Below are 19,836 nucleotides of genomic sequence, written 5' to 3'. Positions count from 1 at the left end.
TCATCCGATAAGACGGCGCTGCGGCGCCGATTTTTCAACCCGCCTGCTTTCGATGCGTGTCAGGCGAGATGCGTATCGGCGTCGAGGGCGAGATCGGCGCAATCGGCTTGGCGGTCGGCGAGACCCAGCCACGCCGAATAGCCCAGACGTCCATAGCGGCCCGGCTGCGCGGCAGGCACCTCGCTCGCGACGAGCACGAGTTGCGCGTCCCACGTCAGTTCGCCGTTCAGATGCTGGCGAACCAGCGCGACGAGCGTCGGCAGCGCCGCGCCGCCCGGCAGCAGCGATTCGTACTGCACGAGCGTCAGCGGCCCGATCACCAGACGAAACGCATGCTGGCGGTCCCACACGGCTTGGCCCAGCACGGCAGCTCGCCCGAGTTGCGCGAGACCTGCCACGCCCGCCATCCGCGAGCGCAGTGCGGCGCGTTCCTCGCGCTGAAGCGTCATCCAGTGACCGCGATACGGCTCGACGCGCACGGGCACGCGCAGCATCGCGGACGTCATCGCTTCGAGAACATCGGCGGGGCGCGTCTGCATGTTCATGACGCCGGCGAAATGCAGCTTCGCGTGCGTCGAAACGGCATCGCGATTGCGGCTGGCTGGATCGGCGAGACCGATCAGCGCGCCCGCATAGAACGCGAAGCGGTCGTTCCCGGGTCGATCCAGTCCGTTGACCGGGCGCCCCTGCGCCCACGCGCGATAGAACAGCAGCAGAAAGCGATGCAGCAGCATATCGAGCAGACGCGCGAACGTCAGGTCGCCATGATGCAGCGCGCGCTCGCGGGCGAAATCGGTCAGATGCAGCGGCAGCGGCCCGTTCGGCCCGAGGTAGCCGAAAAAGCGCTGTTCGAGTCGCGGTGCCGGATCGGCGTCCGTGCGGGTGAGCGCCGCGAGCGGCGCGGGCGCGAAGGCGAGCGAAACGTCCTGCGCGAGACGCAAGGGTTCGTCGGCGGGCCGCGCGCCGCAGCCGAGTCGCGGCAACTGCGGCGTGAGCGCCTCGATGTGCCGCATCAGTCGATAGAAATCGTGACGATGCGGCTCGGCGGCGACGGCGTCGAACAGGTCGAGCAACGCGCGCAGCGTCTCCGCTTCGTGGGTTTCGTCGGCCGTGGCCGCGTTCAGAAGAGGGCTCTCGTGCCGCATCGCGGAGGCAGGCGCAGGATGTCGCCGCGTGCGTTCGTCGCGAGGACCGTCTGCACGAACGAATTGATCGACACGTAACGCGAGAAAAAGCGGTCGAGCACGCAGCCGAACAGCCACGCGCTGCCGCCCTGAAAGGCGAGATCGTCGACGAGGACATGGATCGAGAGGCCGCGTCCGAACGCGATCGGTCCCGGCATCGGCAGGCGGCGCACGACCGGTTTCGCCTCGACCGATACGACGCCGCCGACTTGGGCGCGGCCAGCCTGATCGGTGGGCGGAACATGCAGCATCAGCAGGGCGCGCAACGCCGCCGCGGCCTCACGCGGGCCGTTGCCGAGCGACAGATAATGCAGCGACAACTGATCGATCAGGCGCCAGCTTTGTCCCGCATCGAGACTCACCGGCGCCGGACGCGACGGGCCGCTCACGCATTTCGCGGCGCACACGGGCGCGGCGATGTCGAGCGAGAAATCGCTGCCCGCGCCGCTTCGCTGCATCATGAGCGGCAGGTCGCGATTGGTGCACAGCGTGGCGAACGCCAGTTGACGCAGCGTCCCGCGATACGGCGCGGCATTCGGATCGACGATCGACACATACGTCTCGCTGCCGACGTATTCCGTGCGCGCGCCGCTCTTTCGCCGTCCGGCGGGCACGATGCGCGGCTCGCGTTCGAGCGTGTAATAGGCGGCGTCGCCCGGGCGGTCCGCGAGAAAATCCGCATAGAACGGCAGGAACGTCTGCTCCGTATCGTCGTGCGCGCCATAACCCGACACAGCGGTGACCGAGTGCACTTCGAAGTCGAGCGGATGCGTGCGGTCGGGGATCACATGGAAGCGCGCGTTCGCTTCCGTCACCAGCGCGCGGTCCGCCTGCTTCGGAAAGAGATTGATCGCGGGCACGCAGTCGAGCAACACGTGCTCCTTCGTGACGATGCGTTCGAGCGACGCCGCGCCCGAGCCAAAGAGCAGCGTCAGTTCGATTTCGCGCGCGTTGAACGACGGCAGGACGTTTGCGAGTCCCTCGATACGGGCGAAGCGAAAGCGTTCGGGCAGCGCGAAATATTCGTGCAGCACGCGATAGCCCTGAAACGCGTTCGGCGTGACGGGCAGAAGCGCTTCCTGATCGGTGAATCCGGCCGGTGTCACGGCATCGCCGGGCAGGGCGGCGAGGGCGCGGCTCGGGCGCTCGGGCGTTGATATGACGACGGCAAGCGTATCGCCCGCGACGAGTTCGAAGAGCCGGTACGCCGTTTCGTCGCCGCCGGCGAAGTAAAGGCTCAACGCATCGAGACGCAGCGCGTCGAACGACAGACCTTCCGGCGTCGCGAGCCGGATGCGCAGCGCGCCCTTGACGCGAGGCGCGAGCGCCTGCGTCGCGGGCATCGCGGCGAGCGGCAAATCCTGCACCTGGGCCAGATACCGAGCCTCGGTCAGTTCGATCGGCCAGAGCCGGAGGTCCGCGCTGGTGCGGAACTCGCAGGACGTCGTCTGCCCCGGCGCGCGGCTCGCGAAAAGCGCGGTATGGCGCGGCACCGTGAAGCCTTCCGCGAGATTCGGACTCGTGAGGTCGGGCGCCAGACGCGCGATCAGCATCGCGGGCGTCGGACAGGCGGCCTGCGGCAAGACGACATGCGTCAACTGCTGCGTGAAGCGCGGAAATTCTTCTTCGAGCTTCAACTGCACGCGCGCGGCGAGGAACGCGGTGCCTTCGAGCAAGCGTTCGACATACGGATCGGCCACGTCGATGCCGCTCATCCCGAGGCGCGCTGCGATCTTCGGAAACTGCTGCGCGAACTCCGCGCCCATCTCCCGCAGATGCGCAAGCTCGGTGTTGTAGTGACGAAGGAGACGCGGGTCCATGAGTATGCCCGGGCGTCAGCGCGCCAGTTCCATGACCGTGATGCCGCCTTCTTCGAGATCGATCTGCGTGCGCAGCGCGAATTCGAGCGGCACCGGCTGCGCCCACAGCATGCCGCGGATCACGAGCGCGATCTGGTTATGCATGTCGAGCACCGAGCGGTCGAGCACCGGTTCGATTTCGAGCGTCGCCGGATCGATGCGCGGCTCGAAGCGTTCGATTGCGTGGCGGATCGCCTGTTCGAGCAGCACGGCGTCGATCGTCGAGGCGAAGCGCCCGGACAGACACGGCAAGCCGTAATTGAGCACCGACGCGAACGCGTGCGGATAGCGCTCCTCGGCGATCGCGTCGCCGAGATTGGTCGTGTTGAAAAGCCACGACACATCGCGCAGCACGGCCGCGCGCAATCCGCGATGCGTCATGAAGCGCTCGCCGGGAGGATCGGCGCGAGTCGCGGGATCGTGGTCGATCAGGCGGTCGAGCAGCGACGGCTGAAGGCGTTCTGCTGCTTTGGGCTCGTTCATCGGCACGGTTTTTCCGGTTCATCGCGGTCCGACTGGACGCGCGTCAACTCACGCGACGCGCGGACACGTCGAGCGCAAAGGTCACTTCCGCGCCGCGGCTTCCGGTCGCGGTCTGCGGGGCGCACGTCATCGTGATCTGTTGCGCCGACAGCTCGAAAATCTCGCACGGCCGCGCGAGCCGCGCGCTCGTGTAGATCTGGTAATTGCGGATGTACGCCTGTTCCAGCTTCATCGAAAGGAACTCGATCTGCGTGCCGTGCGCGGTGCCGGCCGACTTGAAGCACTTGATCTGCGCGAGCGTGAGCAGTTCGGCTTGCGCACAGAGCTTCGCAAGCACGGGCGACGCCGAATCCACCGTCTTGATGACGCCGAGTGCCGTCACGCGCATGTCGCTCGCGTTGAGGGCGGCGGCATGCGGCGCGGCATCGTAGCCTTGCGCCCAGCGCCAGCCGTGGATCTGCATGGGCGTGTCCCAGTCGCCGCGCTTGTCGGCTTCGCCCTTCACCGGCGTATTGCTGCGCTTCGGGACGACTTGCAGGAACATGTCGTCGGCTTCCGTGAGCGCGAGCTGATCGAACTGGCGCAGGCTGTCCAGCGTGAGGATGCTTTCGAAGCGCTGATCGCGTACATCGGAGCCTGGCATCGTCCTGATCCGGTAAGCAGGGTGCTGATGACAAGACGGCAGACACGGCGCGATTTTTAACTTCAAAAAACCGGCGCCCGCATTCGTTTACCGAGTGATTCCATGCGGACCGCGTGCGCGACGCATGCACCACGAATACACGATGACGACGGAGGACCTCATGTCTACGACCGATTGCTATTTGAAGATCGACGGAATCGACGGCGAATCGAAGCACAAGGGTGCGGAAGGGCAGATCGAGGTGCAGACCTGGGACTGGGACGTGACTAACGCCAGCAGCCCGACGGTCGGCGGCGGCAGCGGCGTGGGCAAAGCGCATCCCGGGATGTTCACGTTCATGCACTTCTACGACAAGGCTTCGCCGACGCTCGCCAAGAGCTGCGCGAGCGGCAAGCATCTGCCGAGCGCGAAGCTCACCGCAAGCAAGGCGGGCGAAGGGCAGAAGGAATTCCTGACGGTCACGCTGAAGCAGGTGACCGTGACGAACATCGCGGTAGGCGGCGGCACCGGCGGCGAAGTACGGGAAACGGTCAGCATGATGTATGCGGATATCGAGTTCGAATACAAGCCACAGGACGACAAGGGCGCGCTGGGCGGCGCCGTCAAGTTCGGCTGGGACGTGCGCAGCACTGAAACCCGCTGACCCTGACGCCGATTCGGCAGGACGGTGTGTCGATGGCTAGCAACGATGCCGATACCGCGCAACCGCTCGTCACCGTCGATACGCCGTTGTCCGACGAGTTGCGCTTTCTGAGCCTGCGCGCGAGCGCGGAACTCGGGCGCATGCCGCGTTGCGAGCTGACGTTCGTCTCGAAACGCGCGGACCTCGACATCGGCCGGATACTCGGCAAGCGCGTGAGCGTCTCGCTCGGCGTGCCGAAGGCCAAAGCGCGCGTGTTCGGCGGCTACGTCGTGGGCTTCCGGCAAACCGGGATGCGCGGACGTCTCCATGTCTACGAAGCCGCGGTGCGACCGTGGCTGTGGCTGCTCGCCCGGCGCAGCAACTGCCGCATCTTCCAGAACAAGACGGTCGAAGAGATCGTGAAGGCCGTGTTCGCCGATCCGGTCTACAAGGGTCTCGAATTCGGCGAAATCAAATGGAAGGCGAACGCGCGCGCTCATCCGCCGCGCGAGTACTGCGTGCAGTATCGCGAGTCCGACTTCAACTTCGTGAGCCGGCTGCTCGAAGATGAAGGCATCTACTACTGGTTCCAGGACAAGGACGGCAAGGAATCGCTGATCCTGACCGACACGCTCGCCGCGCACGAGAGCGTCGCGGGCTGCGAATCGCTGCCCTATGGCGCAGCGATGGCCGCCGCGCCCGATATCGAATATGTGAGCGAGTGGCGCGTGAACCATGTGATCGAAACGCGCAACTGGCTGCTGACCGACTACGATTTCAAGCACCCGTCGCGGCCGCTGCAAAAGCAGGCGGTCAAGCACATGCCGGGTTTCGATGCGTTCTCCGGGCTGGAAAATTTCGATTATCCGGGCGGCTATGTGGAGGCCGATCACGGCGAGAGCCGCGCGAAGTCGAGGGCGGACGAACTGCGCATAGAAGGCAGCGTGCCCGACGATCCGGATATCAACTGGCATCAGGTGGATGCGCGCACCAATGGCAAGAGCGTGCGCGCGGGCACGCTGCTCAAGCTGGCGCGGCATCCGCGCGCGGATCAGAACGTGCAGTATCTCGTCACGCGCACGCACTATGCAATCGACCTCGCCGACTACGAAGCCTTCGACGGCGCGCAAACCAATCGCTGCGAGTGCTGGTTTTCCGCGATCGATGCAAAGCAGCCGTTCGCGCCGGCCCGCACCGCGCGCAAGCCGTTCGTGCAGGGTCCGCAGACGGCGTTGGTCGTCGGGCCGGGCGGCGATGAGATCTACACCGATCAATACGGGCGCGTGAAAGTGCAGTTCTTCTGGGACCGGCAAGGCAAGCGCGACGAGAACAGTTCGTGCTGGATCCGCGTATCGCAGCCGTGGGCGGGCAAGGGCTGGGGCGCGATTGCGATTCCGCGCATGGGACAGGAAGTGATCGTCGATTTTCTGGAAGGCGACCCGGACCGGCCGATCATCACGGGCCGCGTCTATAACGCCGAGCAGATGCCTCCCTACGATCTGCCGGCCAACATGACGCAGACCGGCATCAAGAGCCGTTCGAGCAAGGGCGGCAGCGGCGCGAATTGCAACGAATTCCGCTTTGAGGACAAGAAGGGCGCCGAGCAGGTGCTGCTGCACGCGGAAAGGAATCAGGACATCGAGGTCGAAAAAGACGAGACGCACTGGGTCGGGCACGATCGAAAGAAGACCATCGATAACGATGAAACCACTCACGTGAAGCATGACCGCACGGAGACGGTGGGCAACAATGAGAAGATCGACATCGTGATGAACCGGACCGAGACGGTCGGCGTCGACGAGCGCATCACGATCGGCGCGAACCGGACAAAGACCGTTCATGCGAGCGAGACAGCTACCGTCATGTTGCAACGGACGCACAGCGTCGGCATCAACGAGACCATCACGGTGGGCGCCGCGCAGGAAGTGACCATCGGCGCGTTCCAGGCCGTGACCGTGGGCGCGTATCAGGTGGTGACGGTCGGGGCGTATCACAGGGAAACCATCGGGGCCAGCCAGACGGTTAGCGTCGGGTCGGATCAGACTGTGAGCGTCGGTGGAAATCAGTCGACGAGCGTGGGCGGTGATCAGACGCTCAACGTAGGTGGCGGGCAGACGGTCAGCGTCGCGAAGGATGCGGGCGAGTCGATCCAGGGCGCACAGTCGAGCACGGTGGGAAAAGGGCGAACGACGTCGGTAGGCGAAGACGATGCGCTTAGCGTCGGCAAGAACCTCACGATCAACGCGACGGACTCGATTACCCTCGTCACGGGCGATGCCAGTCTTAGCATGAAGAAGGACGGGACGATCCACATCAAGGGAAAGGACATCACGGTCGACGGCAGTGGCAAGATTAATATCAAGGCGAGCAGCGATATCGTGATGAAAGGCTCGAAGATCTTGCAGAATTGATTGCCGTCGGCTTCCGGATTTAGTCCGATCAAACAAACGGCGTGCCGCGTGGCACGGTTCTGATAAAGCGGCATGGCACGCGTCGCTTGAGTTTCCACTGTGGCGCGCCGAGGCCGGGCGGCCACTTCAAGTCGACCTGATTCCATTCCTTGCCGCCCGGCAGATACGTATAAGCGCCGAGCAAGTCTATATCGTCGGCGTTTATCGCTCTCGCGAACTCGAACACGTCCACGCCGTGTTTCAGGTAGCCCACGCAGAAGCCGAGCAACGTTTCCATCCGTTCCGGGCTTTTGCCCATCAGAAAGATTTCCGTGCCGAACCAGCCGCCAATCTCGCGGATATTCGCGGGATCGCGCGCGGGATCATGCGGCATCACCTTGAGGGGCCGATAAGGACGCGGCCGGTTGATCGCAATCAGCGCGTTTTCCTTTTGCTTCGCGAGGTGATCCCAGGTCATGTTTGCTCCCTTTGCGGAATTGATGGCGATCGACTGGACAGGTGCAATGGCGCCAGACATGGAGTCTCGAAAGCCAGTCTCAGAAGCAAAGACGAAGCAGTGCGTGTTGGTTGTTAAACCACGCTCGTTCATGGTGAGTCCCTTGAGGACGCTTTCCATCAGCGTGCGCCTCAAGGGCAAAACCGGACATTTGAACTTGGGACCTACACACAACTTCGATAATTTATCTTATGTAAAATTACAAAGCGACCGCAGACTTACCTACCGCCTGATCCGAGGCCTCCAAACCACCTCGCTAATCATCCTCATCGCCGATATCCAGATCGTCTTCGAGCGTCACGATCAGATACTCCGTATCGACTTCATAGCCCCCGTCGTTGCGCTCGACCGTCACTTCACCGCCCTGCACGCCACCGCTCTCGGTCTCCGTCAGTTTCAGAACGATCAGGTCGTCGGCGGAGCCCTGGAATTCTTCGGCCGCGATCGTCGCGAGGTGCACGAGTTCGCCGGTTTCAGGGTCCTCGAAAGGCTCTTCCCAGCGCAGCGCGTCGCCGGGCAACTCGGCCACCGCTCCCGACTGGCTGGTGATTCTCAACATACCTTCGCTAAGCACATAGCTCATGTCATCCCCCGAGTTACTGTCAGCGGCAAACCACGGCCGCACCGATTACGTCGAGACACGCTGAAGACACCGGTGGTTCCCGTCTTCCGATCACCTACCGCTTCAGTCGATCAACGCCGGTTCGTGAATCGCGCGCGTGAGCAGCGACAAAAACGCTTCCACCGCCTGAGGCAAGGTGCGACCGGCCATCGTCTGAACCTGCAGGGTGCGCTGATGCAGTTCGACGTTGCTGATCGGAATGGCGGCGAGCCCGTCCGATTCCAGCCGCCCGCGCACCGTCAGATAACCGGTGAGCGTCACCGCGTCCGTGCGCTGCACGAAGCTCTGCAACGCGGCGTGATAGTTACTCGTGAACGCGGGTTCGAAGATGAGCCCTTCGAGGCTGCACGCGATATCGAATAACTGCCGGATCGTGACGCCCTCGCCGGACATCGCGAGGGGCCACGCGGCGAGATCGGCGAGCGTCACGGACTCGCGCGCGGCAAGCGGATGCCCGCGCCGCGTCAGCGCGAAGATCGGCGCGCGCTGCGAATGGACCACGGTCACGTCCTTCTCCGGCGCGAGGCTGAAGCACACCGCGATATCGGACGCGCCCTCGCGCACCCGCTGCGTCGCGACCGACGGCGCCATCACGTCGAGCTGAAAATGCGCGGCCGGATGCGTGTCCAGAAAGCGCGCGAACACCTGCGGCAGGAAATCGCGCGCGACGCCTTCCGAACTCGCGACGCGTATCGTCGCGCGCCCGTCCGCCGTCAGCCCGCGAATCTCCCCGGTCACGCGTTCGTTTTCGAGCAGGCTGCGCCGCGCATGCGCGGCAAGCAGGCGCCCCGCTTCGCTCAATACCATGCCGCGCGGACGCCGCTCGAAGAGCGGCGTGCCGAGTTCGTCCTCCAGCTTCGCAATCTGCCGGCTCAACGCCGAGACCGCCACGAAAAGCTTCTCCGACGCACGGGACAGCGACCCGCTCTGGGCCACTTCGAGGAAATAACGCAGCGCGGTGCTTTGCATGTCGATGGCTTCTCCGGTTTGCCTTTTCGGCAACGATATCTGCCAAATATTGTGATTGTCCACAAATATCGGCGGCAGCAAGATCGGCACAACGCTTTCGATTCGAACCCTGCGCGCCACCGTGCGCGCCGCACCGGAGAACGACGTGACACGTGAGTCGGCCATTCAAAACGCGGCGAATCGCTATGATTCCGGCCGTTTTCTCGAAGACCTCGCGCGGCGCGTCGCGTTGCGCACGGAGAGCCAGGAAGCGGACAGCGGCGCGCTGCTGCGCGCCTATCTCGACGACGAAATCGCGCCCGCACTCGTGCGCCTCGGCTTTCGATGCCGCGTCGTCGAAAATCCGCAGGCGGGCGCGGGGCCGTTCCTGGTCGCGCATCGCCATGAATCCGACGACCTGCCGACCGTGCTGACCTACGGCCACGGCGACGTCGTGCGCGGCTACGACGCGCAATGGAACGAGGGACTCTCGCCGTGGCGCGTGACGGTCGACGGCGACCGCTGGTATGGCCGCGGCACCGCCGACAACAAGGGCCAGCACAGCGTCAACCTCGCCGCGCTCGACGCCGTGCTCGAAGCGCGCGGCGGCCGGCTTGGCTTCAATCTCAAGATGCTGTTCGAGACCGGCGAGGAAGTCGGCTCGCCGGGGCTGCACGCGCTCGGCGCGCAACTGCGCGACGAGCTCGCCGCCGATGTGCTGATCGCCTCCGACGGCCCGCGGCTCGCCGCCAAGCGCCCGACGCTCTTTCTCGGCTCGCGCGGCGTCGTGAACTTCCGGCTCGACGTGCAGCTGCGCGAAGGCGGCCATCATTCGGGCAACTGGGGCGGTCTGCTGCGCAATCCGGGCGTGGTGCTCGCGAACGCGATCGCGTCGATGGTCGATGCGAACGGCCGCATTCTCGTCGACGGGTTGCGTCCGCCGCCCGTGCCCCCGGCCGTGCGCCGCGCGCTCGCGGATATCGAAGTGGGCGGCAATCCGGGCGAGCCTGCGATCGACACGGATTACGGCGAACCCGGCCTCACGCCGACCGAGCGCGTGTTCGGCTGGAATAATCTCGAAGTGCTGGCGTTTCGCACGGGCAATCCGGAGAAGCCCGTCAACGCGATTCCGCCGCATGCGTACGCACACATGCAGATTCGCTTTGTCGTCGGCACGGATTGGGAAGCGCTCGAAGCGATCGTGCGGCGCCATCTCGATGCGCACGGTTTTCACATGATCGACATCGACGTCGAGCGCGGCATGCCCGCGACCCGCGTCGATCCCGAGAACGCGTGGGTGCAATGGGCGCGGCAGTCGTTGCGTGCGACGACCGGCCAGGAGCCCGTGCTGCTGCCGAATCTCGGCGGCACGCTGCCGAACGACGTCTTCGCCGACATCCTCGGCATGCCGACCCTTTGGGTGCCGCACTCCTACCCCGGCTGCTCGCAGCACGCGCCGAACGAACACCTGCTCGGTTCCGTCGCGCGCGAGGGGCTCTGCATGATGGCGGGCCTCTTCTGGGATCTCGGCGACGCCCGTGCACTGCCGATGAAAACCGTCGCGAAGGAGCACAGCCATGAGCACTGACTTCGCCGCCGAAACGCGCGCCGGCGCGACCAACGGCAGTCACACCAGCGTCTCGCGCCTGATCCTCGCGACCTCGATCGGCAATGCGCTCGAGTTCTACGACCTGGTCGTCTACGGTTATTTCGCTTCGACGCTCTCGCACCTGTTTTTCCCGACGAGCGACCGCACCGTCTCGCTGCTGCTTACGCTCGGCACGTTCGCGCTGTCGTATCTCGCGCGGCCGGTGGGCGCCTTCGTGCTCGGCTCGTACAGCGACCGCCGCGGCCGCAAGGCATCGCTGACGCTCTCGATCGCGATGATGACAATCGGCACCGGCATGGTCGCGCTGATGCCGACCTACGCGACCATCGGCATCCTCGCGCCCATCGGCATCTTTTTGTCGCGGCTGTTGCAGGGCTTCTCGGCGGGCGGTGAGTTCGGCAGTTCGACGGCGTTCCTGATCGAGCATGCGCCCAAGCGCAGCGGCTTCATGTCGAGCTGGCAGTTCGCGAGCCAGGGCGCGAGCACGCTGCTCGCGTCCGCGTTCGGCGCGGTGCTGACCGGCATGCTGACGCAGCCGCAGCTCGAAAGCTGGGGCTGGCGCATTCCGTTCCTGTTCGGCATGCTGATCGGGCCGATCGGACTCTACATCCGCCGTCATATCGACGAGACGCCCGAGTTTGAACGCACCGAACGCTCTGCTTCGCCGATCCGCGAAGTGCTCGCGACGCAAAAGGAACGCCTTCTGGTGTCGATCGGCTCGCTCGTGCTGACCACGACGGCAAACTACATGCTGCTCTACATGCCGACCTACGCCGCGCGCCAGCTCGGGCTCGCGCCGTCCTACGGCTTCATCGCGACGCTCGTCGCGGGCTTCATCGTGATGGTGCTCACGCCGTTCGTCGGGCACTGGTCGGACAAGGTCGGCAGGACGCGCATCATGCTCGGCGCGGGCACGCTTTTCTTCATCACGATCTATCCGGCGTTCATGTTCATGAACGCGCATCCGTCGCTCGCGACGCTCCTTGCCGCCGTGATCTGGGTGGCCCTGCTGAAAGCGACCTACTTCGCGCCGATTCCCGCGCTGATGTCGGACCTGTTCCCGACGCGCACGCGCACGACCGGCATGGCGGTCGGCTACAACATCGGCACGACGGTATTCGGCGGCTTCACGCCGCTCGCGGTGGCGTCGCTGATCGCGGCGACGGGCAACAACCTCGCGCCCGGCCTGTATCTGATGCTCGCGGCGGTCATCAGTCTCTTCACGCTCGTGTGGGCGCGCCGGCGCCTGAACGCGCACTGAACTTCCCACTGGATTCAAAAGGAATCGCAAGACATGCAACACGACGATCTGCAACGTGCAGCGCAATTCGCAATCGATCATGAAACGACGTGGGATCGCAGTGTGGACGGCGTGTTCGGCGTGCATCCGAACGACCCGCCGCCGTGGAACCGCCTGCTCGGCCCGGTGCATGACCGCGGGCCGGTGTCAGGGACGATTGCCGTCGACGGACGCGTGCTCGCGTCATGGGGCGAGCCGGATCGCGCGGACCTGACCTTCAGCATCGCGAAGACGTATCTCGCGTTGCTGGCGGGCGTCGCGCACGACCGCGGTCTGCTGCCCGACGTCGACGAACCGATCTGCCGGCGCGTGCCCGGCATCGGTTTCGACGACGAACACAACGCGAGCGTGACGTGGGCGCAGATGCTTCAGCAGACGAGCGAATGGCAAGGCACGTGCTTCGGCTTGCCGGATCAGGCCGACCACTATCGCGCGGTCACGTTCGGCGAGCCGCCCGCTGGCAGGAAGGGCGACTTGCGCGAGCTGCGCACGCCCGGCACGTACTGGGAATACAACGACGTGCGGATCAATCAGTTGTCGCTTGCGCTCTTGCATCTGTTCGGCCGGCCGCTGCCGGAGGTGTTTCGCGAAGCGATCATGCGTCCGGTGGGCGCGAGCGAAGACTGGCAATGGGTGGGATATGACCATGCGTGGGTCGAGATCGGCGGACGGCGCGTGCAGTCCGTGCCGGGCGGCACGCACTGGGGCGGCGGCCTCTCGATCAACGCGAACGATCAGGCGAAGGTCGCGCAGATGCTGCTCGACGATGGCATGGCGAACGGCCGGCGGGTTCTGTCGAGCGAGTGGCTCGCGCGCATGCGCACGCCGTGCGCGATCGCCCCGTTTTACGGCTACCTCGTCTGGCTCAATCATGAGCGACGCGTGTTTCCGAGCGTGCCCGCTTCGAGCTGGTTCGCGATCGGCGCGGGCAGTTCGTTCATGTGGATCGAGCCCGAGCGGCGGATGACCGTCATCGTTCGGTGGCTCAATCCTGAGCATGCCGATGCGTTCTTTGGGCTCGTGTTGGATGCGGTCGATGGACCGGCGGTTGACGGTGGCCGTCGAGGGGAGTTGGGGTACGCAGTTTGATGTTTCTGCGCTTCTGTGGAACCTGAAAACAAGCTCCGCAGAAGCGCAAGCGAACCAGTCCAACGCCGCCCGAAGCCCCCGCGCGCCCTCACCCTTCCAGAATCGCCCCCTCTTCCTTCAGCGCCCGAATGCGCGCCTCGCTGAACCCATACTCGGCGAGCACTTCCGACGTATGCTGCCCCAAAAGCGGCGCAGGCCGCGACGACTCCGCGCGTCCCTCGGAGAAATGAATCGGCAGCCCGATCCCGCGCATGCTGCCCGCGAGCGGATGCTCCGTCTGAACGATCATCCCGCGCGCGATCGCCTGCTCGTGCGAGGCCGCTTCCGGCACTTCGAGCACCGGTCCCGAAGGCAAGCCGATCGCATCGAACGACGCGAGCCACTCCGCCGTCGTGCGCTCGACGAGCCGCGCCGTCAGGATATCGACCAGCGCGCCGCGATGCTTCAGGCGCCCCGCGTTGGTCTGGAAGCGCTCATCGTCGGCAAGCCCCGGAATCTCCAGCACGCCGACGAGCCGCTCGTAGTTGCTCTGGTTCGCAGCACCAATGTTCACCCAGCCGTCGCGCGTGCGAAACGCCTGATACGGCGCGCTCGTCGGGTTCGCGGAACCCGCCTTCGGCAACACTGTGCCATCGGCGAAGTAGTTGGCGAACGCCCAGTACATCTGCTGCAAACCCGCTTCGAAGAGCGAGGTGTCGACCATCTGCCCGAGCCCCGTCTTCTGCTTGCCCGCGTAGGCCGCGCAGATGCCGAGCGCGGCGAGAATGCCCGCGTTGATGTCGGTGACGGGCGAGCCCGCCTTGATCGGCGCCTGTCCCGGTTCGCCGGTCATGCTCATCAGTCCGCTCATCCCCTGCGCGATCAAATCGAAGCCGCCCTTGTCGGCCATCGGTCCGCTGCGCCCGAAGCCCGAGATCGCGCAATAGATGAGGCCCGGGTTGTCGCGCCTGAGCGCCTCGTAGCCCATGCCGAGCTTCTCCATCGTGCCGCGACGGTAGTTCTCGGTGACGACATCCGCGGTCGCAAGCATCTTGCGCAGCACTTCGCGGCCGCCCTCGGTCTTGAGGTTGAGCGCGATGCCGCGCTTGTTGCGATTGACGATCAGAAACGACGCCGATTCGCCGCCTTCGAGGATCGGCGCAAAGCGGCGGCAGTCGTCGCCGCCGGGGACCTTCTCGACCTTGATGACGTCGGCGCCCATGTCGGCGAGCATCATGCCGCAGATCGGCCCCGACATGATGTGCGCCAGCTCGACGACCTTCATGCCGGCAAGCGGTCCTTGTGCGTGGTGGGTCATGTCAGCGTCCCTTGAATTGCGGCTTCACCTTGTCGAGGAAAGCCTGATAGCCTGCGCGAAAATCTTCCGTGCCGTAGCAGGCAAAGCCTTCGTCGCGTTCCTCCGGCGAGAGCGGCGCCGGGTCCATCACGCGTCGGACGAACTGCTTGTGCCAGCGCGCGACGAGCGGCGCGCCATCCGCGATCCGGCGTGCGGTCTCGTAGGTCGCGGCGGTGACCTGGTCGTCGGGCACGATGCGCGTGACGAGCCGCTTCTCGAACGCCTCGCGCGCATCGAACACGCGGCCCTCCAGCAGAATCTCCAGCGCAACCGCCGGTCCCGCAAGACGCACGAGTCCTTCGATCTCCGCATGCGCCATCACGAGCCCGAGGTTCTTGATCGGCACGCCGAAGCGGCTCGATTCTCCGCAGATGCGCAAATCGCACATCGCAGCGATCTCCAGCCCGCCGCCCACGCAGATGCCGTGAATCATCGCGACGAGCGGATGCCGGCAGTCCTTCAGCGCGGAAAGCGTGCGATGCATGATCGCGCCGTACTCGCGCGCCTGCTCGACATTCGCGCGGTCGGTGCGGAACTCGGCGATGTCGTTGCCCGGCGAAAACGCTTTCTCGCCCGCGCCGCGCAGCACGATGCAGCGCAGCGACTCGTCGGCGGACAGCGTTTCGATCCCATCGCCGAGTGCGTGCCACAGAGGTTTCGTCATCGCGTTCAGCTTCTCAGGCCGGTCGATGACGACGGTCGCGATGGTCTCCTCGCGTTCTATCGTGATGGATGCGTCAGCCACGTTCACTCTCCGTTCAAACAAACTTGCGTGCGTCGCGGGCCGCCGCTTCGCCGCCCTCGACTTCGAGCGCGCGATCCGGGCGCATCGTGAACGAGAGTACGATGCCCGCCGCCATCAGCACCATCGAGACGGTGAACGGCAGGTTCCAGTTACCCGTGCGGTCGATGAGAAAGCCGCCCACCACCGGGCTGATGATCGCCGCGAGCGCCGAGCCCGAATTCATGATGCCGCTCGCGGTGCCCGCGTGCTTCGGCGCGATATCCATCGGCACGGCCCACATCGGCCCGATCGTCATCTCGTTAAAGAAGAAGCCGCCGGACAGGCACAGTGCCGCCATCGTGATCGAGATGTCGGACACCAACATGATCGGTGCGAGCGAGAGCAGCGTGAGCAGCATGCAGACGCCGACCATCACGTTGCGCGCGAGCCGCACGTTGCCGCTCTTGCGCAGGATGCGGTCCGTGACCGTGCCGCCGAGCCAGTCGCCGAGCACGCCCGCGAAGAACACGCCCGACGCGAAGAGCGCGGACTTGCCGAGCTGCATGTGATAGTTGTGCAGGAAGTACTGCGGAATCCAGCCGAGGAAAAGCCACAACACCCAGCCATAGCAGAAGTACACGGCGGTGACGGGCGCCATGCGTCCGAGCAACGCGCGCCACGGCACGGGCAGGCGCTCCTTGATGCCGGAATAGTTCGAGAGCGTCGCGCACTCGGGCTCGGTGATGCCCCGATGCTCGCGCGGATTGTCGCGGAAGTACCAGATCCAGGCCACCGCCCACAGGAAGCTCACGATGCCCGTGATGATGAACGCGCCGCGCCAGCTCGTCGCGACCATCAGCCAGACGATGAGCGGCGGCGCCACGGCATTGCCGATGCGCGATGCCGCGTGCGTCGTGCCCTGGGCGAAGCCGCGCTGGTCGGCGGGAACCCAGTTGGACATGGCGCGCGTCGCGGTCGGGAAGGTGGCGCCTTCGCCAAGGCCGAGCAAAAGGCGTGCGACGATCAGCGAGACGAAGCCGCCCGACAAGCCCGTCATGACCGTGGCGCCGGCCCAGATGACCGCGCAGACGGCGAGCGTGCGGTGCGGACCGAAGCGGTCGCCGACCCAGCCGCCGATGATCTGGAACACGAGATACGGATAGGCGAACGCGGAGAACACGAAACCGATCTCCGTGTGCGACAAATGCAGCTCCGAGGCGAATGCGCTCGCAGCGGTACTGACATTGACTCGATCGACATACGTGATGAAATACATCGCGCATAGCAGCAACAGAACGCGCGTCGTGGCTCGACGGAACATCATCGTCTCCTTGGGGCTGCGTGTTTCGCAGGCGCATGCGTGCGCCCGAAGCGGATTGCTCGTATCGTGTCGCCGGATGCGGTCACTGCATCCGTCGTGCGAGGGTGCGGATTCTCGGTTTGCGCGGTCGTGTCATGGCTTGTCTCCTGTCTTCTGTGCTGCTCGTTTTGGTCGATTCAATCTGCCAGCGCCGCGGCCAGCACCTGCGCCACATGCAGCGCATGCTTTTGCGTACCGTCCGCGATTTGATGCCTGCAACTCGTGCCATCGGCGACGATCACCGCGTCGCCCGCCGCGCGAACCGCCGGCAGCAGCGACAGTTCCGCCATCGCCTTCGATGCCTCGACATGCTCCGCCTCGTAGCCGAAGCTGCCCGCCATCCCGCAACACGACGATTCCACCACCGACACGTCGAGCCCCGGAATCCAGCCGAGCACCGTCTGCACGGGACGAAACGCGTCGAACGCTTTCTGATGGCAATGTCCGTGGACGAGCGCCTTCGGGGTGTCGAGCGGCTTGAGCGAGAGACGCATATGGCCCGCCGCCTTTTCGCGCACGAGAAATTCCTCGAACAGGAACGACGACTTCGACAGGCGCACGGCTTCATCGCCATAACCGAAAGCCAGGAATTCGTCGCGCAGCGTCAGCAGACACGACGGCTCCAGCCCGACGATCGGCACGCCTCGCTCGACATAAGGCAGGAGCGCATCGAGCGTGCGGCGCGCTTCCGCCTTCGCTTCGTCGACGAGTCCTGCGGCGAGAAACGTGCGCCCGCAGCAGAGCGGCCGCTCGTTCGGCATCGTGTTGAAATGCACCACATAGCCGGCCGCTTCGAGCACGCGTTTGGCCGCGCGCGCGTTGTCCGGTTCGATGCAGTTGTTGAACGTATCGACGAAGAGCAGCACTTCCTTCGTGCCGACGGGCGGCTTGATCGGCTGCACCTCGCGTTCGAGGAACGACCGTGTGAAGCGCGGAAACGAGCGCTCCGCAGCCAGACCGAGCCGCTTCTTGAGCCACGGCATCTTGTCGATCGCGCCGAAGAGCGACGGCATGCGGCTCGCATAAGGCGCATAGCGCGGCAAGAACGCGATCAACCGCTCGCGCAGGCGCAGACCGTGGCGCGCCGTCCAGGCAGCGCGCGCTTCGATCTTGATGCGCGCCATGTCGACGCCCGTCGGACAGTCGCGCTTGCAGCCCTTGCACGACACGCACAGGTCGAGCACGTCCTTCACGTCCTGACTCGCGAGTCCTTCTTCGCCGAGCTGGCCGGACAACGCGAGCCGCAGCGTGTTCGCGCGCCCGCGCGTCACGTGCTGTTCGTCCTTCGTGATGCGATAGCTCGGGCACATCGTGCCGGCGTCGAACTTGCGGCAATGGCCGTTGTTGTTGCACATCTCGACGGCCTTCGCGAGCCCGCTGCTCAGGTCGCCGCCGGAACCTGGGCCGCCTTCTGCGCCCGTCAGCGGATCGCGCGTGACGTTCCATGCCGACCAGTCGAGTTGCGTCTTCAGTGCGCGCTCGCGATATGTCGGCGGGAAACGGAAGTGCGCTGCGTCGTCCATCTTGGGCGGATTCACGATGCGGTCCGGACTCATGCGATTGTCGGGATCGAAGAGCGCCTTGATGTCGCGAAACGCCTCGTTGATGCGCGGACCGTATTGCCACGCGACCCATTCGCCGCGGCACAGGCCGTCGCCGTGTTCGCCCGAATACGCGCCCTTGTATTCGTGCACCATCGCTGCCGCTTCTTCCGCGATCGCGCGCATCTTCTGCGCGCCGTCGCGGCGCATGTCGAGAATCGGCCGCACGTGCAGCGTCCCGACGCTCGCGTGCGCGTACCACGTCCCTTCCGTGCGATGCCTGCGGAACACTTCAGTCAGCCGCCCCGTGTATTCCGCGAGATGTTCGAGCGGCACGGCGCAGTCTTCGATGAAGGACACCGGCTTGCCGTCGCCCTTCATGCTCATCATGATGTTCAGACCCGCCTTGCGCACTTCCCAGAGCGCCTTCTGCGGCGCCGCGTCGGGCATCTCCACCACTGATCCGGGCAAGCCGAGATCGCCCATCAGTTCGACGAGTTGCGCGAGCTTCGCGACCTGCGTGGCCTTGTCCGCGCCCGCGAACTCCACGAGCAGCACCGCCTGCGGCTCGCCGACCAGCGCCTTCTCGATGACCGGACGAAACGCCGGATTGCCCATCGACAGGTCGATCATCGTGCGATCGACCAGTTCGACCGCGACCGGCCCGAGCTTCACGATGTGCTGCGTCATGTCCATCGCGTCGTGAAAGGTCGGGAAGTTCACGACGCCGAGCGTCTTGTGCGCGGGCAGCGGCGCGAGCTTGAGCGTAAGTTGCCGGCTGAACGCCAGCGTGCCTTCCGATCCGACGAGCAGGTTCGCGAGGTTCGGCTCGTCGCCTGCGCTGAACGGCAGCGGGCTCTGGCAATCGAAGAGATCGATGTTGTAGCCCGCCACGCGCCGCAGGACTTTCGGCACGCGCTCGCGAATCTCGTCGCGTTCGCGCGCCGCAATCCGCGCGACGCCTTCGACGAGCGCGCGTGTGCGGGCATCGGCGGGCATCTGCGAGAGCGCGGCGAAGCGCGTCTCGTGACCGTCGGCGAGCACGGCGTCGATCGCCTCGACGTTGTGCACCATGATCCCGTATTCCATCGAGCGCGAGCCGCACGAATTGTTGCCCGCCATTCCGCCGATCGTGCATTGCGCGCTCGTCGACACATCGACCGGGAACCACAGCCCATGCGGCTTCAGCCACGCGTTGAGGTGATCGAGCACGACGCCCGGCTCGACCGTCACCGTCTGCGCATCCTTGTCGAAGTGGACGATGTTGTTGAGCCACTTGCTCGTATCGACGACAAGCGCCTCGCCGACCGTCTGTCCGCACTGGCTCGTGCCCGCGCCGCGTGCGAGCACGGCGGTCCGGCTGTCGCGCGCGATCTCGAGCGCGAGCCTGAGATCGTCCTGGTCCTTCGGCACCACGACGCCGAGCGGCATGATCTGATAGATCGACGCATCGGTGGCGTAGCGGCCGCGCGCGGCGCGCTCGAACAGCACGTCGCCCTTTAACTCCTTTTGCAGGCGCGCGGCGAGCGGCGTGAGCGCGGCACGCGCGGACGCGGGCAGCAGGTGTATCGGCTTGACGAGCGCTTCGGAAGTTCGGGTCAGCATGGCT

General features: G+C 65.2%; 16 protein-coding genes. 5 read left to right on the top strand and 11 right to left on the bottom strand.

Features of this window, described 5'->3' with window-relative positions; translation table 11 throughout:
- Nucleotides 1-59: 59 nt before the first annotated feature.
- From tssG to QCE48_RS23665, 4 genes are read right to left on the bottom strand one after another with little or no spacing between them, the layout of a single operon-like run.
- A complete protein-coding gene (tssG, locus tag QCE48_RS23680; protein ID WP_309782625.1) occupies nt 60-1,145 on the bottom strand; it encodes a type VI secretion system baseplate subunit TssG in 1,086 nt (361 codons plus the stop codon).
- Nucleotides 1,121-3,004, bottom strand: a complete 1,884-nt coding sequence (gene tssF / locus QCE48_RS23675; RefSeq protein WP_309782623.1) for a type VI secretion system baseplate subunit TssF — start codon at nt 3,002-3,004, stop codon at nt 1,121-1,123. Before tssF ends, tssG begins: the two co-directional genes overlap by 25 nt.
- A gap of 15 nt (nt 3,005-3,019) precedes the next feature.
- A complete protein-coding gene (gene tssE, locus QCE48_RS23670; RefSeq protein WP_309782621.1) occupies nt 3,020-3,526 on the bottom strand; it encodes a type VI secretion system baseplate subunit TssE in 507 nt (168 codons plus the stop codon).
- Nucleotides 3,527-3,569: 43 nt separating this feature from the next.
- Nucleotides 3,570-4,169, bottom strand: coding sequence for a type VI secretion system tube protein Hcp (locus tag QCE48_RS23665; protein ID WP_087629433.1), 600 nt, complete (start codon nt 4,167-4,169; stop codon nt 3,570-3,572).
- A 160-nt stretch (nt 4,170-4,329) separates the two neighbouring features.
- On the opposite strand from QCE48_RS23665, the gene QCE48_RS23660 reads away from it, so the two are divergent.
- Both QCE48_RS23660 and QCE48_RS23655 read left to right on the top strand, forming a co-directional pair.
- Entirely contained in the window at nt 4,330-4,812 is a 483-nt protein-coding gene (locus QCE48_RS23660; RefSeq protein WP_309782618.1) for a type VI secretion system tube protein Hcp, read from the top strand.
- A 32-nt stretch (nt 4,813-4,844) separates the two neighbouring features.
- On the top strand, nt 4,845-7,202 hold the full coding sequence (locus tag QCE48_RS23655; protein WP_309782616.1) for a type VI secretion system tip protein TssI/VgrG: 2,358 nt from the start codon (nt 4,845-4,847) through the stop codon (nt 7,200-7,202).
- Between the two features lie 28 nt (nt 7,203-7,230).
- On the opposite strand, the gene QCE48_RS23650 is transcribed toward QCE48_RS23655, so the two are convergent.
- The 3 genes from QCE48_RS23650 to QCE48_RS23640 all read right to left on the bottom strand — a co-directional run bounded on the left by QCE48_RS23650 (nt 7,231) and on the right by QCE48_RS23640 (nt 9,289).
- Complete coding sequence (locus QCE48_RS23650; protein ID WP_309782615.1) at nt 7,231-7,818, bottom strand: hypothetical protein; 588 nt, start codon at nt 7,816-7,818, stop codon at nt 7,231-7,233.
- A 136-nt stretch (nt 7,819-7,954) separates the two neighbouring features.
- Nucleotides 7,955-8,257 (bottom strand): hypothetical protein, encoded by a 303-nt coding sequence (locus tag QCE48_RS23645; protein WP_309782614.1) that lies wholly within the window; start codon nt 8,255-8,257, stop codon nt 7,955-7,957.
- Between the two features lie 126 nt (nt 8,258-8,383).
- Nucleotides 8,384-9,289, bottom strand: coding sequence for a LysR family transcriptional regulator (locus QCE48_RS23640; RefSeq protein WP_309782613.1), 906 nt, complete (start codon nt 9,287-9,289; stop codon nt 8,384-8,386).
- A gap of 145 nt (nt 9,290-9,434) precedes the next feature.
- Between QCE48_RS23640 and QCE48_RS23635 the strand changes: the two genes are divergently transcribed.
- The 3 genes from QCE48_RS23635 to QCE48_RS23625 are packed head-to-tail and all read left to right on the top strand — an operon-like array spanning nt 9,435 to nt 13,266.
- Nucleotides 9,435-10,856 carry a M20 family metallopeptidase gene (locus QCE48_RS23635; RefSeq protein WP_309782611.1) on the top strand — a complete coding sequence of 474 codons (1,422 nt, stop codon included), beginning with the start codon at nt 9,435-9,437 and terminating at the stop codon, nt 10,854-10,856.
- Nucleotides 10,846-12,138, top strand: a complete 1,293-nt coding sequence (locus QCE48_RS23630) for an MFS transporter (RefSeq protein ID WP_309782609.1) — start codon at nt 10,846-10,848, stop codon at nt 12,136-12,138. Before QCE48_RS23635 ends, QCE48_RS23630 begins: the two co-directional genes overlap by 11 nt.
- Before the next feature lie 33 nt (nt 12,139-12,171).
- Complete coding sequence (locus tag QCE48_RS23625) at nt 12,172-13,266, top strand: serine hydrolase (RefSeq protein WP_309782607.1); 1,095 nt, start codon at nt 12,172-12,174, stop codon at nt 13,264-13,266.
- A gap of 88 nt (nt 13,267-13,354) precedes the next feature.
- Here the strand turns inward: QCE48_RS23625 and QCE48_RS23620 are convergent, their stop codons facing one another.
- The 4 genes from QCE48_RS23620 to QCE48_RS23605 all read right to left on the bottom strand — a co-directional run bounded on the left by QCE48_RS23620 (nt 13,355) and on the right by QCE48_RS23605 (nt 19,832).
- Nucleotides 13,355-14,563 carry a CoA transferase gene (locus tag QCE48_RS23620; protein WP_309782606.1) on the bottom strand — a complete coding sequence of 403 codons (1,209 nt, stop codon included), beginning with the start codon at nt 14,561-14,563 and terminating at the stop codon, nt 13,355-13,357.
- A gap of 1 nt (nt 14,564) precedes the next feature.
- On the bottom strand, nt 14,565-15,347 hold the full coding sequence (locus QCE48_RS23615; protein ID WP_309782605.1) for an enoyl-CoA hydratase-related protein: 783 nt from the start codon (nt 15,345-15,347) through the stop codon (nt 14,565-14,567).
- A 13-nt stretch (nt 15,348-15,360) separates the two neighbouring features.
- On the bottom strand, nt 15,361-16,650 hold the full coding sequence (locus tag QCE48_RS23610; RefSeq protein WP_309782604.1) for an MFS transporter: 1,290 nt from the start codon (nt 16,648-16,650) through the stop codon (nt 15,361-15,363).
- A 173-nt stretch (nt 16,651-16,823) separates the two neighbouring features.
- Complete coding sequence (locus QCE48_RS23605; protein ID WP_309782603.1) at nt 16,824-19,832, bottom strand: FAD-linked oxidase C-terminal domain-containing protein; 3,009 nt, start codon at nt 19,830-19,832, stop codon at nt 16,824-16,826.
- Between the last annotated feature and the right edge of the window lie 4 nt (nt 19,833-19,836).

The sequence above is a fragment of the Caballeronia sp. LZ024 genome (genome assembly GCF_031451455.1).
In the GTDB taxonomy this organism is placed as follows: Bacteria; Pseudomonadota; Gammaproteobacteria; order Burkholderiales; family Burkholderiaceae; genus Caballeronia; species Caballeronia telluris.
This window is presented reverse-complemented; position numbering and strand designations above follow the sequence as displayed.

Coding starts and splice junctions, on each gene's coding strand:
- QCE48_RS23645 (WP_309782614.1), bottom strand. CDS start 8,257: ATGTTGAGAATCACCAGCCAGTCGGGAGCGGTGGCCGAGTTGCCCGGC.
- QCE48_RS23605 (WP_309782603.1), bottom strand. CDS start 19,832: ATGCTGACCCGAACTTCCGAAGCGCTCGTCAAGCCGATACACCTGCTG.
- QCE48_RS23625 (WP_309782607.1), top strand. CDS start 12,172: ATGCAACACGACGATCTGCAACGTGCAGCGCAATTCGCAATCGATCAT.
- QCE48_RS23665 (WP_087629433.1), bottom strand. CDS start 4,169: ATGCCAGGCTCCGATGTACGCGATCAGCGCTTCGAAAGCATCCTCACG.
- QCE48_RS23610 (WP_309782604.1), bottom strand. CDS start 16,650: ATGATGTTCCGTCGAGCCACGACGCGCGTTCTGTTGCTGCTATGCGCG.
- QCE48_RS23640 (WP_309782613.1), bottom strand. CDS start 9,289: ATGCAAAGCACCGCGCTGCGTTATTTCCTCGAAGTGGCCCAGAGCGGG.
- tssE (WP_309782621.1), bottom strand. CDS start 3,526: ATGAACGAGCCCAAAGCAGCAGAACGCCTTCAGCCGTCGCTGCTCGAC.
- QCE48_RS23630 (WP_309782609.1), top strand. CDS start 10,846: ATGAGCACTGACTTCGCCGCCGAAACGCGCGCCGGCGCGACCAACGGC.
- QCE48_RS23655 (WP_309782616.1), top strand. CDS start 4,845: ATGGCTAGCAACGATGCCGATACCGCGCAACCGCTCGTCACCGTCGAT.
- QCE48_RS23660 (WP_309782618.1), top strand. CDS start 4,330: ATGTCTACGACCGATTGCTATTTGAAGATCGACGGAATCGACGGCGAA.
- tssG (WP_309782625.1), bottom strand. CDS start 1,145: ATGCGGCACGAGAGCCCTCTTCTGAACGCGGCCACGGCCGACGAAACC.
- QCE48_RS23620 (WP_309782606.1), bottom strand. CDS start 14,563: ATGACCCACCACGCACAAGGACCGCTTGCCGGCATGAAGGTCGTCGAG.
- QCE48_RS23650 (WP_309782615.1), bottom strand. CDS start 7,818: ATGGAAAGCGTCCTCAAGGGACTCACCATGAACGAGCGTGGTTTAACA.
- tssF (WP_309782623.1), bottom strand. CDS start 3,004: ATGGACCCGCGTCTCCTTCGTCACTACAACACCGAGCTTGCGCATCTG.